Annotated in this window: 11 protein-coding genes; 6 read left to right on the plus strand and 5 right to left on the minus strand. The window is 39.1% G+C overall.

The features are described from left to right. Positions 1–4: 4 nt before the first annotated feature. Positions 5–1,597 carry a gamma-glutamyltransferase family protein gene (locus V7K41_RS31230; RefSeq protein WP_334854384.1) on the minus strand — a complete coding sequence of 531 codons (1,593 nt, stop codon included), beginning with the start codon at positions 1,595–1,597 and terminating at the stop codon, positions 5–7. Positions 1,598–1,947: 350 nt separating this feature from the next. On the opposite strand from V7K41_RS31230, the gene V7K41_RS31235 reads away from it, so the two are divergent. From V7K41_RS31235 to V7K41_RS31255, 5 genes are all read left to right on the plus strand, one after another. Beyond that, positions 1,948–3,339 (plus strand): malic enzyme-like NAD(P)-binding protein, encoded by a 1,392-nt coding sequence (locus V7K41_RS31235; RefSeq protein ID WP_334854385.1) that lies wholly within the window; start codon positions 1,948–1,950, stop codon positions 3,337–3,339. Positions 3,340–3,683: 344 nt separating this feature from the next. Continuing rightward, a complete protein-coding gene (locus tag V7K41_RS31240) occupies positions 3,684–4,688 on the plus strand; it encodes a hypothetical protein (protein ID WP_334854386.1) in 1,005 nt (334 codons plus the stop codon). 81 nt (positions 4,689–4,769) lie between these two features. After that, entirely contained in the window at positions 4,770–5,243 is a 474-nt protein-coding gene (locus V7K41_RS31245) for a hypothetical protein (protein ID WP_334854387.1), read from the plus strand. A 113-nt stretch (positions 5,244–5,356) separates the two neighbouring features. Further along, a complete protein-coding gene (locus tag V7K41_RS31250; RefSeq protein ID WP_334854388.1) occupies positions 5,357–5,608 on the plus strand; it encodes a hypothetical protein in 252 nt (83 codons plus the stop codon). Between the two features lie 30 nt (positions 5,609–5,638). Continuing rightward, positions 5,639–6,025, plus strand: a complete 387-nt coding sequence (locus V7K41_RS31255; RefSeq protein ID WP_334854389.1) for an endonuclease domain-containing protein — start codon at positions 5,639–5,641, stop codon at positions 6,023–6,025. A gap of 137 nt (positions 6,026–6,162) precedes the next feature. Here V7K41_RS31255 and V7K41_RS31260 read toward each other — a convergent pair whose 3' ends face one another. Further along, on the minus strand, positions 6,163–7,545 hold the full coding sequence (locus V7K41_RS31260) for a DUF2079 domain-containing protein (RefSeq protein WP_334854390.1): 1,383 nt from the start codon (positions 7,543–7,545) through the stop codon (positions 6,163–6,165). A gap of 28 nt (positions 7,546–7,573) precedes the next feature. Continuing rightward, positions 7,574–8,761: a hypothetical protein gene (locus V7K41_RS31265; protein ID WP_334854391.1), complete on the minus strand. Its 1,188-nt coding sequence runs from the start codon at positions 8,759–8,761 to the stop codon at positions 7,574–7,576. Positions 8,762–8,937: 176 nt separating this feature from the next. Here V7K41_RS31265 and V7K41_RS31270 point away from each other — a divergent pair, with 176 nt between their 5' ends. Next, the gene (locus V7K41_RS31270; RefSeq protein WP_334854407.1) at positions 8,938–10,479 is read left to right on the plus strand and encodes an ArnT family glycosyltransferase; all 1,542 of its coding nucleotides are present in this window, start codon (positions 8,938–8,940) and stop codon (positions 10,477–10,479) included. Positions 10,480–10,622: 143 nt separating this feature from the next. Here the strand turns inward: V7K41_RS31270 and V7K41_RS31275 are convergent, their stop codons facing one another. Beyond that, positions 10,623–11,822 carry a hypothetical protein gene (locus V7K41_RS31275; RefSeq protein ID WP_334854392.1) on the minus strand — a complete coding sequence of 400 codons (1,200 nt, stop codon included), beginning with the start codon at positions 11,820–11,822 and terminating at the stop codon, positions 10,623–10,625. 189 nt (positions 11,823–12,011) lie between these two features. Next, the gene (locus V7K41_RS31280; protein ID WP_334854393.1) at positions 12,012–14,030 is read right to left on the minus strand and encodes a DMT family transporter; all 2,019 of its coding nucleotides are present in this window, start codon (positions 14,028–14,030) and stop codon (positions 12,012–12,014) included. Positions 14,031–14,073 lie beyond the last annotated feature (43 nt).

The following is a 14,073-nucleotide window of genomic DNA, read 5'->3' on the forward strand; positions in this document are numbered from 1 at the left end:
GTGCTTAATATGCTAATGCTAAACCATCAGAACGAGATTCCGAAGCAGCAACTAACACTCCATTATGTCTCAAAATCATTTGACCTTTACCAAACATTATTTCAGAAGCAATTTCTTGATTATGACCTCGCTTTTTTAAGCCTTCAATAATTTCAGAACTTACACCCTTTTCTAAAAGAATCTTATTGCCTTCTAAAAATCGCCATCTAGGTGCATCTAAAGCAGCTTGAGGATTCATTTGATAGTCAGATAAATTAACTACCATTTGTAAGTGTCCTTGGGGTTGCATTGGTGCACCCATAACCCCAAAAGGCCCTAAAGGTTGATTGTCTTTAGTCAGAAAACCGGGGATAATAGTATGAAATGGAAGTTTTTGTGGTGCAATTTGATTAGGATGTCCCTCTTGTAGAGTAAATCCTGCTGCTCGGCATTGTAAAGAAATTCCAGTTTCAGGTATTAAAATACCGCTACCAAATCCTTCATAGTTAGATTGAATGAAGGATACCATTAAATCTGAATCGGCAGTACATAAATAAACAGTTCCTCCTTGAGTTAATCCTGTATTAGCTAGAGTAATTGCTGTATCTTCGATTAAGGATTGACGCTGTATCGCATAATTTTTATCTAATAGCTGATTAACAGAAATCTTCATCAAACCTGGATCGCAAACATGAGAATAAACATCAGCGAAAGCAAGTTTCATTGCTTCAATTTGATAGTGGAAACTTTCGGTTGAATCACGAGCATATTTTTCGATTTTCAAGCCTTCTAAAATATTCAGCGCCATCAACGCAGCAATTCCTTGTCCATTGGGAGGGATTTCCCACACTTGTAATTGCTTGTATTGAGTTGAGATTGGATCGCACCAAATGGGTTGATGATTGGCTAAATCAGTTTTTGTTAAACATCCTCCTGTATCAGCAGAAAAATTAGCGATCGCATCTGCTAATTTTCCTCGATAAAAGCTTTCTCCTCCGCTATTAGCAATTTCTTTTAATGTTTCTGCAAACCATAAACTACCCCATACTTCTCCTGTTTTAGGAGCACGATCGCTAGGAAAAAATACTTGCTTGAACGGCTGAAATTCTGGAAAATTTAGAGGCAGATAAATATTTTCTTGACGTTGCCAAGATTGTGCAGTTATGGGAGACAAAGAAAACCCTTGCTCTGCATAACGGATTGCTGGAGTAAATAGTTGTTCAAACGGTAATTTTCCCCACCGATTCCATAATTGATACCAAGCAGAAACTGCTCCGGGAACAGTTACAGATAACCATCCTAATTGAGGAATTTTTTCCATACCTAAGTATGATTTTAAATTCAGCTGTTGAGGACTTCTTCCAGAAGCATTAAGACCATGTAATTTCCCATCCCAAATAATCGCAAACGCATCTGAACCAATTCCATTTGATGTAGGTTCAACAACGGTTAAAGCAATCGCAGTCGCAACGGCAGCATCAACTGCATTTCCTCCTGCTAAAAACATTTCTATTCCTGCTAGGGTTGCTAAATGTTGACTAGTAGCAACAGCATATTTTTTGCCTAAAATAACTCGACGGTGGGAATGGTAAGGATAATGATTGAGATTGAACTCCATAAAATGGCTCTGTAGTAATATTTTTTGCCAGCTGATTCTTGCAGGCCCACACGGGTGGCCGCCGGTATCTCGGCGGCCACTCCTAAAGTTATACAAATATTTACACAGATAAAATCTTAAAAAAATATCTGGTGTATTTGGGTACAATTACTAAATTGTTACTCATTTATATTAGTAAATGCATTGGTATAAATAAAAATAATTATCAAAACTGGGAGCAGTGGATAAACTAACTATTGATGATTATCCCAAAAGTTTACATACATTGTGTTTCCACAGACTACAAATCTCAGATTTTAGTTTTTGTCTCAATTCAATATAAAATCTAAAACTTAAAATCCAAAATCAACATGGCAGACCTAACTCCGAATTCTAGTTTTAGTTTGACACTACGTTTGCAGATTCCCAATCGTATAGGGATGTTGGCGTCGGTAACACAGGCGATCGCAACCACTGGCGGTAATCTCGGTCAAATTGATTTAATCGAGCAAACCCGCAAAGAGTCCACCCGCGATCTCACTGTGGATGCTGCTAGTACTGAGCACGCTGAAACCATTGTGCAAGCAGTCAAAGCATTGCCAGACATCAAGTTACTTAGTGTTTACGATCGCACCTTTAATTTGCATCGCGGTGGCAAAATTAGCATTACTAGCAGAATTCCCCTGAAGAGTGTTTCCGATCTAGCAATGGCTTACACCCCCGGAGTCGGTCGAATTTGTACAGCGATCGCTCAAGATCCAGAAGAAGTTTACAACTTAACCATCAAACAAAACACCGTTGCTATTGTTACCGATGGTAGTGCCGTTTTGGGTTTGGGAAATCTCGGTCCAGCAGCAGCCCTACCAGTCATGGAAGGTAAAGCAATGCTATTTAAGGAATTTGCGGGGCTGGATGCTTTTCCAATTTGTCTCGCCACCCAAGATACAGAAGAAATTATCCAAGCAGTTAAGAATATTGCTCCGGTGTTTGGGGGCGTGAATTTAGAGGATATTGCTGCACCTCGCTGCTTTGAAATTGAAAAGAGATTACGCCAAGAGTTAGATATCCCCGTTTTTCATGATGACCAGCACGGTACAGCAATTGTCACCTTGGCAGCATTATTTAATTCTTTGAAACTGGTACATAAATCAATGGCGGAAATCCGCATTGTAATTAACGGTGCTGGTGCGGCTGGTGTGGCGATCGCTCGCTTACTCCGTAAAGCTGGGGCAGAAAAAATCTGGATGTGCGACTCTAAAGGGATTATCTCTACCAGTCGCACCGATTTGACAGAGGAAAAACTCGAATTTGCTGTGAAAGCTCAGGGTACGTTAGCAGGTGCAATGCAGGGAGCAGATGTGTTTATTGGAGTCAGCGTACCAGGAGTTTTGACACCAGAAATGGTACATTCGATGGCGAAAGATCCAATTGTGTTTGCAATGGCAAATCCGATTCCAGAGATTCAGCCAGAATTAATCAGTAAAGATGTTGCTGTCATCGCGACCGGTCGCAGTGATTACCCAAATCAAATCAATAACGTCCTTGCTTTTCCTGGGGTATTCCGTGGTGCTTTAGATTGTCGAGCACAGACAATTACCATCAAAATGTACCTAGAAGCTGCAAGTGCGATCGCTTCTTTAGTTAAGCCTTCAGACTTGGATCGGGAACATATTATTCCTTCAGTGTTTGATGAGCGCGTCGTCACTGCTGTTGCTGCGGCTGTGCAACGTGCCGCGCGTGAAGAAGGTATCGCTCACAATTAATTAACTAATAGACCTCTTGCACGAATGTAAAACTTGCCCTCATCCCCCAACCCCTTCTCCCAATTTTGAGAGAAGGGGAGTCAATTTCAAAGTCCCTCTCCCAGGCTTGGGAGAGGGATTTAGGGTGAGGGTAAGGATTCATGCAAGAAGTCTAATAATTAATAATCACTCTTATGGAATGGGCATCTTGCCTGTCCCTGAGCTTTTAGGCTGCAATCAATTTGCGCTATGAACTGATGTTAAACAGATGAGAATTGATCCATGATTGGTGATTAGATAAGTTTGAGCTACCAATTTAGGAGCAAAGTAACACATCTGAAACACCATCATGTCAACTGTTTGCAATGAAGTATCAAGTTGGGGACGAGTTTTTACAAGAACTACCACTGATTTTAGGGGGGCCAATCCTCAAACATACTGAGCCAGAGTCAGTGACAGTATGGGTAGCACTGAAACAGTCTTGTCAGGTAGAACTTAAGGTTTATGACACAACAAATGATGGTGAAGCACTAGAAAATTGTTTATTAGAGGGAGAACGCTCTAGTTTTGCTCTGGGTAAGTATCTTCATGTAGTTGCGATCGCGCCCACAAATGTATTTGGATTACAAGTGATTGATTGGATTCACCATTGGAATTTACAACAGGAGAAAGTTTTTTCAACCGATGTTGGAGATGCCTGGAACATTAATGTTGAAGCCCTGGCGAAATTTCTAACTACCTTGTTTGAGGAACGTCAACAAGTCGTGATTCTTTCTGGAGATATCCACTACAGTTCTGTTGCTCACTTATCTTATGCCCGCACCCATTCCAAATTACAGTCTGTGTTAGTGCAGTTAACCGCTAGTGCATTGAAGAATGAAGAGATTTTGACGCGGCTAATTCATACACGATTGAAAGATTGGCTGCTACCAGAAAAGGTGCGACATTGGATAGGCTGGATCGATCCACCCAATATGGTAGAAATTTCCGAGAAACAATTACACCATAATCGTCAGATGCTGACTAACTCCGACTGGCATTGTGCACTGGAGTGGATACCTCGAAACAGTGTTCAGACTTCTACCTACACAGCAGATATATTATCGTTGATAGCTCCCTGGAAACGAACCGAAAATGCTAAATGGAAATGGTTGCAACCCCTGATATTTTGGAAATCTCGTTGGTTTCAGGACGGGCGAGAAGTTGTTGGATTGAATAATTTAGCTCTGGTTCACTTTGAATTTGCAGATGAGAGTAGTTCTTGCAAAGTTATGCAAGATTTATACTGGTTTTCTTCTTGGTATCCAACCCAAATTGTTTACAGCCGTTTTGAGAGCCAGTTAACGCCCAATCAGTCCTTATTACGATGATCGACTTTGCTGTGTGAATGCAAATTTTTGTTGTATATGTGGGCACTCTAGATTTAAGAAACATACTGGAGAGTGATTTCTATGTCTACGACCCCAATTAGTGCAACACTGGCACAAACAGAGAGAGATGCTGTGTTGCAAGCGATTAGCACGATTAAAGAAAAGTTACCATTTTTAGTTGATTTGAGTTCCGACGATCGCAAGACTTTACCCAAGATGGGCGATAAGAGTCGCGCCTTTGTCAGCAAAGCATTAGAGGTGGCCGCGCAGAACCCAGAGTTTTTACCGCGATCGTTCGATTTGAATGAAATGCGAAAGGACGTGCAATTATTTGAAGCGTTGTATCCGGTGTTGTTATCCTTGACACAATTGCAAGAACTCGTGGATGATACTTCTTTGGCAGTGGGCAGTGAAGCTTATGCAGCCGCGTTGCAGGTGTATAGCTACGCCAAAGCCAGTGGACAAGGGGCGGGTTTAGATACAGTGGTTGCGGAAATGGGAAAACGATTTACTCGTAAATCTGTAAAGTTGGAACCTAAAGAACCAATGTTGTAGAAAATAACTTGGTAGTTGCACGTCAAAAGTAAAACGTTAGAGCTTCAGAACTTGAATGTTGGAGTTAAAAGCACGACATCTCGAGTCTGAAGCTCAATTTTTGGAGTTCAAAGGTGCAACGTTCGAGCAAAAAGGTGCAACTTCCGAGTTCAAAGGCTCAACGTTCGAGCAAAAAGGTGCAACTTCCGAGTTCAGAGGCTCAACGTTCGAGCAAAAAGGTGCAACTTCCGAGTTCAGAAGCTCAACGTTCGAGCAAAAAGGTGCAACTTCCGAGTTCAGAAGCTCAACGTTCGAGTAAAAAGGTGCAACTTCCGAGTTCAGAGGCTCAAGTTGGAGATAAAAGTATATATTACCCCCCTTTTTAAGGGGGGCAGGGGGGATCAAAACTAGAAACTATGACCAAAAACCTCAATAATAGCAATTTCCATCTACCCTACAATCCAAAGCTTGTGGAAAGAGCAAAAGAACTTCGCAAAAACATGACTACAGCAGAAAAGAAGCTTTGGTATGGATATCTGAGAACCTTTCAATTTCGCGTTTTAAGACAACGGACAATTAATCATTTCATCGTTGATTTCTACTGTCCCATTTTAAAACTAGTGATAGAAATTGATGGGGATAGTCATTTTACAGATCAAGGTCAAGATTATGACATGGAGAGAACTCATATTCTGGAAGGGTATGGTTTAAAGGTTCTCAGGTTTACAAATAACCAAGTTTCAAATCAGTTTGATAGTGTGTGTGAGCAGATAGAGGGTTTGATCCCCCCTAACCCCCCTTAAAAAGGGGGGGGAAATTGTAGTTTAGTTTATTTACAGTAGAAATTTACTTTAGAGGAAGCTTTACGCAGTAGCCGTGAGATGAATCAATCTGAAGTTGGAGCTTGGTTATTGAGCCAGTTTCAGCAAAAGTAGTATTCTTAACTAATAGTTTTTTCAAAAAGATATACATCATCTTGTTGATATTCCAAGTTAAAACTTGACTGATTTTTCAAAACATTTACTAAGTTAGAAAGAGACTCTGAACTGGCAGCCCAACCTGGATGGCGAACATTGAGCAAGACATAATGAAACTTATTCAATTCAGCAATGTCTTGAGAAGGATTATATTTAAAACTAATCAACTGTCTGTGGGTTAAATGTGGAGTAATTATATCTGTAGTTAAAACGCTATCTTTAGTCTTAACTAGAGCGATCGCCTCTTTTGTAGCTGTCCAATTGTCCAGATTGTGGAGATATTTGGAGCTAAAGAAACCAAATTTACCGAAAACTAAAAACCAAACTAAAGACCACAAAATAATTGCTTGTCTTTGTTTTAGCCAAGCTTTACCTGCTACTAGGCTGGCAATTAAAACTAAAATAAAAAATGGAATTGCTGGTAAAGAATAATGTAAAACTAGATTTTTTTGCGAAGGATGATCGGCAAGTAAATTTAGTCCTATGCAAGGAATTATACTTATCAACGGCATGAGATATTGTGGTCTTAAACCCCAAATTACAGGTAATAGTAAAAAGCATAAATATTCTAAATTTATAATTGAAAAAAGATTGCTAAAAATAATTTTTGGTTGGAAAAGTAATATTTGTACCATTTCGGAAAATGAGTTTCCCAAATAGCTATAGCGATAAAGATGACGGTTAAGTAACGCGGCTTCAGTACCAAAATAAGGGATGATAATCCAGTTAGCAATCAAAAACCATATTGTCCCACCAATAATGGCGATCGCACCATATAAACGTCGCTTTTCAAACAAAAGTAACCAAATCCCCATAGCCACTACAGTCAGTGACAATACAGCCTTACAACCCAATACCACAAGAATACTGACGCAAAACCAAGCTATTTTTTTCGATCTAGCAGCCAAAACTGCGAACAAAAGGGCAGGGACTGCGATCGTATCTGGGTGAAAATCACACAAATTGCTATTGTATATCACCGGATACATTAGATATACAGCCACCATTGCAACTGCTAAATTTTCTTTTAAACCTGCTTGCAGCGTTAGAAAATATGTAGGTAAAGCACCTAATGCTAAAGCAACAGATTGTACTGCAAACAGCCAGTAAACACTAGGGTAAATTTTGTATAATAAAGCCAAAGGATATAAAATCCAAGCAGCATGATCGGCTAAAACATGAAAACCAAGTACAGAAGAAACTGGTGGTTTTCCCTCACTAATTAAGTAAATACCTTGGTCAAAAAATGCTAAATCCCCAGACGAATTAAATAACTCATGTCGTAAGCTGCTGGAGATAAATAAAATTAAGGTACTAATACCGATAATTGCTTTGATATTATTCATTTTTGACAGGTTTTCTGTTATTGAAATTCTACTTAAATCCAGTTTGTAATTTTGGATAAATCAGATCGCACTTTCGCACAACAAACCAGAGAGCAAAACCTAAAGGTACTGAAAATAACTTGATAAATATGGGAGTTCCCAAGTAGCTAAATAATGATGCCATTTGCACAACTATAGCTACCCAAAAATATCGAGGAAAGTAAAAAGCAAAGATAATCGAAAGAATATCGGCAGGATAAAAATATCTTTGGTGCATTTTGGGCAGGATATATGGCATAAACAAAACTGAGATAGTGGCTAAGTGTATCAGTCTATCTTGAGTAATTTTTAGCTTACTTTTATAAACAATGTATGCGAATAAAAATATTGCAGATACAGTTAATGTTAAACCTATCGGGACAACAATATTATAAAAATTGTTAGGAATCCATTGATAAAGATTAGGCACACCTTTAGCCAACTCTTTATATTTATTAGCTTGGTTAAAGTAGATTAATAGCAATTCTTGTATCGGTCTTCCCATCAACAAAGGTGGCAAAACTGCAATTATATATACTGCTGGAATTAATGGTAAATAATACCAATGAATCCTTTTTTGGAGCAAAAGAGCTAATAATAAAGGTGCTAAAAACATCGCTTGCAACTTAAAAGAAAGTCCTATGCCAAAACTGAGTAAGGCGGGAATTTCTTTTTGAATACATAAAAAGTAAATGCAGGCAATCATCCCTGTTGTATAGATGCTGTCACATTGGCCCCAGAGGGCACTATTGTATATAACAGTCGGACTCAAAATAACTGCCAAAAAAGCAAATATTGGTTTATTACCCTCTGGGCATTTCAGTCGGACAATTTTATAAGTAAAAAAGCCACAAATAAAATCAACAGCCATCGCAAAAAGCTTGATTGCAAAAATTTTCGGCAATCCAGATAGCAGGGTGGCAGCAATTAAAATCCAGTAGAGGTACGGGGGTGTATAGTCGGCAAAACTATATTTAAGAGCGCTAAATCCGCCATGAGATGCGATGAAATCATACCAAGGTGCTAAGAAAGATTTATAATCAGACGATTGATTAGGAACACAAACCAATCGGATCAGCACTGCTAAGATAACTCCAATAGTTAAGTATCCAGAAACCGGGGATGGAAAAAAGTTTAATAACCTATTGAAGCGAGATTTCATTAATTTTAATAATGTCTTATCTGGAGTTTTTGTCATAAATTGTATTTGTTATTCAGAAATTATGAAATCATGTCAAAGTATTTATTTCAGCAAAGACCGTTCAACACTTCGCTGTAGCATAAGACTGGTTTAACAAGCTGCTATGATGCCAGAAAAAGCAAGCTTTCGTGGAGATATCTTGGAGGTTTGAGATGATTATCCCGATTTTAGATATGCGTTTATTCCGAGAAAAAGAATGGTTATTTAGCCTACTGGTAATATCTCTATTTCTATGGCTGATATTTTTGGGAAACTCCCCTTTACGAGATTGGGATGAAGGTACTGTGGCACAGGTTGCCCGTGAAATTTGGCGTGCCCCACTCGGTTCAATGCATTGGCTTTACCCCACCTTGGGAGGAGAACCTTATCATAATAAGCCACCTCTGATGCACTTGTTAATTGCTTGGACTTATTCGATCGGAGGCGTGAATGAGTGGACAACGCGTCTACCAGGTGCAGTGTTAACTGCCTTGGGAGTGCCTTTGCTTTACTTGGTGGGATGTCTGCTTTTTAACCAAAGTTTACCAGCTTTGTTTGGCGCTTTAGTTTACCTGACGATGTTGCCTGTGGTGCGTCATGGAAGGCTAGCAATGCTAGATGGTACAACTATTACCTTTTTCTTGCTGTTATTGTTTTGTTTGCTAAAAGCACGTCAGAATCGTCGGTATGCTCTAGGTGTGGGATTTTGTCTAGGGTTGATCGTGCTAACTAAAGGGATGATAGTTTTGCCACTAGGGGCGATCGCTTGTTTATTCCTGATTGCAGATCGGCAGTTTGCTTTGTTAACAAGCCCCTATTTATTAGTGGGAATATTTTTAGGAAATGCACCAGCGATCGCTTGGTTTGCTGCTCAATGGCAACATTATGGTGAAACTTTCTTCCAAGTGAATTTTCAAACACAAACCTTTGAGCGCCTTACACAATCTGTTGAAGGTCATAGTGGGCCACCCTGGTACTATTTAATTGAGTTAATTAAGTATAGTTTTCCTTGGCTATTATTTTTACCGTCAGGTTTTTATCTAGCTTGGAAAAAACGTCATACTTCCTGGGGTCATTTAATTATAATCGGCACAATTATTTATTTAGGAAGTATCTCTTTAATGAGAACTAAACTCCCGTGGTATGTTATGCCTGTATATCCATTTTTAGCTTTAGCAATTGGTGCTAAACTTAGCGAAATTTGGCAGTACGGTTTTTTTAAAGTGCGAAGTTTGACAATATTTCTGGCTATTATTGCTATTGCTGGCTTCGGAGGTTGTGTTTACTTTATTCTTGCAAAGAAAGAGCCTATTTTAATAGTCATGAGCATTGTTTTGGCAATAAGTATGAGTGCAGTAGTCTGGTTAATTAGCCAACGCGATCGCAACTTTATTCCAATGTTATTTTCTGGGATGTACTTAGTTTTAGCACTGTTGATGAGTTCCCAATCATGGATTTGGGAATTAAAGGAAGCTTTTCCAGTTAAACCAGTAGCAGAATTAATTCGGGCAAATGTTTCACCAGGAACACAAATTTATACTTCATTTGCTTATGGGCGTCCCAGTTTAGACTTTTACTGCGATTGTAAGGTAACTCCTGCAAATGTGCCAACTTTACAACAAATGTTATCTAATAAATCTTATTTGCTGTTAGAGAATGGAGCTTTACAGCAAATCAATTTAACTGGTAGTAAAATTATCGGAGCGACTAAAGGATTTACACTTGTTTCACTATAAGTTAAATATATATAGCAATCCTAAATGAGTCATAAAAATCTCCGATTCCTCTCTCTGCGTTCTCTGCGCCTCTGCGGTTAATTTATTTTCACAAATGATTTAGGACTGCTATATGATATTTTAGTTTTTTCATCTTAATTAATTTATCCTTTAGGTACATACTCTCTAAAATTTAGCTTTGGATAAATCAGATCGCACTTTCGCACAACAAACCACAGAGCAAAACCTAAAGGTATTGAAAATAGCTTGATAAATATAGGAGTTCCCAAATAGCTGAAAAATGATGCCATTTGCACAACTATAGCTACCCAAAAATATCGAGGAAAGTAAAAGGCAAAGATAATCGAAATAATATCCGCAGGATAAAAATATCTTTCGTGCATTTTGGGCAGGATATATGGCATAAACAAAACTGAGATAGTGGCTAGGTGTATCAGTCTGTCCTGAGTAATTTTTAGCTTACTTTTATAAACAATGTATGCTAATAAAAATATTGCAGATACAGTTAATGTTAAACCTATCGGGACAACAATATTATAAAAATTGTTAGGAATCCATTGATAAAGATTAGGCGCACCTTTAGCCAATTGTTTATATTTATTAGCTTGGTTAAAGTATACTAACAGCAATTCTTGTATCGGTCTTCCCATCAACCATGATGGCAAAACTAAAATTATATATACCGCTGGAATTAATGGTAAATAATACCAATTAACTCTCTTTTTGACCAAAAAAATTAATAATAAAGGTGCTAAAAACATTGCTTGTAACTTAAAAGAAAGTGCCACACCAAAACTGAGTAAGGCAGGAATTTCTTTTTGAATAGATAAAAAGTAAACACAGGCAATCATCCCTGTTGTATAGATGCTGTCACATTGACCCCAGAGGGCACTGTTATATATAACAGTCGGACTTAAAATAACTGCCAAAAAAGCAAAGATTGGTTTATTACCCTCTGGGTATTTTAGTCGAACAATTTTGTAAGTTAAAAAACCACAAAGAAAATCAACAGTCATCGCAAAAAGCTTAATTGCGAAAATTTTTGGCAATCCAGAAAGCAGGGTGGCAGCAATTAAAATCCAATATAGGTAAGGCGGCGTATAGTCAGCAAAACTATATTTAAGAGCGCTAAATCCACCATGAGATGCAATGAAATCATACCAACGTGCTAAAAAAAACTTGTAATCCACCGATTTATTTGGAACACAAAGCAATCGAATTACCACTGCTAATATAATTCCAATAGGCAAGTATCCAGGAACCGGGAATGGCAGAGAGTTTAAGAACCTATTAAATGGAGATTTCACTAATTTTAATAATGTTTTGTCGGAAGCTTTCGTCATAAATTGTATCAGTCTCGTTGGCTGTGTCCAAATACTACAGCAGATTTTAAGTTTATCGGGTACAAAAATACCCCACCTGCGCTGATATAAATTTCATCAATATTTTGTAGTTTGGGCAATATTCTCACACTACTTATACAAGTTAAATGTGGAACAGCTTATCTTTGTTAACTAGCTGTCCTACTGCTACTATCCTTCGTTTGTTACTTGAACAATCGATTGACTAGATTGGGCTAGATAGATACCCGCTAAAACTACGGCAAAAGTGGCCCAGTCAAACAAACCTACTTGCTCTGAAAAAATGAACCAAGCAAAAATGGAAGCTAGGACTGGTTCTAAAAGAAGCGTGACGGCGACAACGCCTGAAGAGATTCTGCTGAGGCTATAAGCTAAAAGTCCCTGACCCAACACTTGGCAGAAGAGAGCTTGGAAAATGATGAAAAACCAACCCATCCAGGAATAGGGCAATAGTCTATCTTCGAGGAATGGGAGGACGGGTAGTAGAAACATTGTTGTCACTCCACAGCGCCACAGCATGATAGTTGCAGTGCTAAATCTAGTTCGGAGTCTTTCTATTAGCAGCATACACGTAGCCATGAAAACCGCAGTTAGCAATGCTAATGCATCACCTAGTATTTGATCGGTTGCAAATTGCACCTTATTGAGTTCAAATGCGATCGCTCCTCCCAAAGCGATGACCAGACCAATCACAAATCTGTTATCGAAACGCCGACCAAATAACAGATACCCAGCCAAAGCAACAAATAAGGAGTTCAAATTAGACAGTAAAGCCACGTTGGCAACACTAGTTTGACTCAGCGACCAAGCCCACAATAGAAGGTAGGTTCCAGCAGAGGTTCCCATTGCCAATAATAGCCACACTTCTTGACTTGTAAAAGGCTTCTGTTCTATGGATTGGTTATCAGTAATATTGCCCTCTGCATCTGCCTCCTGCCCCCTGCCTCCTGCCCCCTGCCCCCTGCCCCCTGCCCCCTGCCCCCTACCTCCTTCAATAGACTGTTGGTAGCGGAAAGCCTCAAGTCCATTCCACAGTCCAAAGACAACTGTCGCAATCCAACTGCGATGAAATACTACAGCATTTGCACCAATTTCTTGTTGAGACAATTTGGTCAGAGATGGTGCTAAAGATATGGGAATTAAGGCAAACAATAATGAGACAGTTCCTAATAAAGCTGGTGTTTCGGAGAATTGTTGCTTTAGTAATGACAATTTGATCGTCATACTTTGAAAGAAAGTGTTAATTATATTTTTGACTGATTCTTGGAATGGCAAATTAACAGCCTCTTGGCTAGATACGGCTAAGTATAAACCCATTAAAACTACAGCGAAACCTACCCAATTTGAGAAAGTTAATCTTTCCGAAAAAATTACCAGAGCGAAAATGCCGCTAAATACTGGCTCTAATAGATGTACCAAGGAGACAACCACAGAGGAAAACTTGGCAAGGCTATAGGTCAAAAGCCCATGACCTAAAACTTGGCAAATCAGCGCCAAGAAAATTACCCAAAGCCACCCACTGACTGTAGAAGGAAAAAGCTGATCTTGAGTAAACAAAAGTATAGGGAAGATCGCTAAAGCCGCGATCGCACAGATCCACAACTGAATTGTCGCCGGAGAAAATTTGGTTCGTAATTTTTCTACGATCAGCAGGTATGCACTCAAGAAAATTGCCGAAACGATCGCAGCCAAGCTTCCTTGAACCTCATCTGTAGCAATTTGCAACTCCTCAAATTCAATCGCGATCGCTCCCCCAAGGGCGATGACCATCCCAATCAGGAATTGGTTCTCAAAACCCTGACGAAATAACAGCCACACCCCTAAGCTAGTAAATATGGGAGCGAGATTATGCAACACACTAGAAATTGCAACGCTAGTTTGAGTCAGCGACCAAGCCAACAAAACTAAAGTGGCAGCCCAAAGAATACCAGCACCTAGCAATAGCAAAAGATCCTGGCTGGTGTAGGGCTGCTGTTCTACAGGTTTATCTCCAGAAAATCGCTGCCATATTGCCTTGTATCCATGCCAAAGGAAGAAGATCGCACTAGCAAGCCAAAAGCGATTAAATACAGTGGCACAGGGGCTGAGTTCAATTTCGCTCAATTTCATAAAAATAGAGCCAAAAGATATGGCACCTACACCTAGAAATAATGAAGCGATCGCTATCTTCGTTTGATTGGATACATTCATTAGGAAATTTAAATTCAATTTCTTAGCAATAATGGATTGAACT

Source organism: Nostoc sp. (genome assembly GCF_036917415.1).
In the GTDB taxonomy this organism is placed as follows: Bacteria; Cyanobacteriota; Cyanobacteriia; order Cyanobacteriales; family Nostocaceae; genus Nostoc.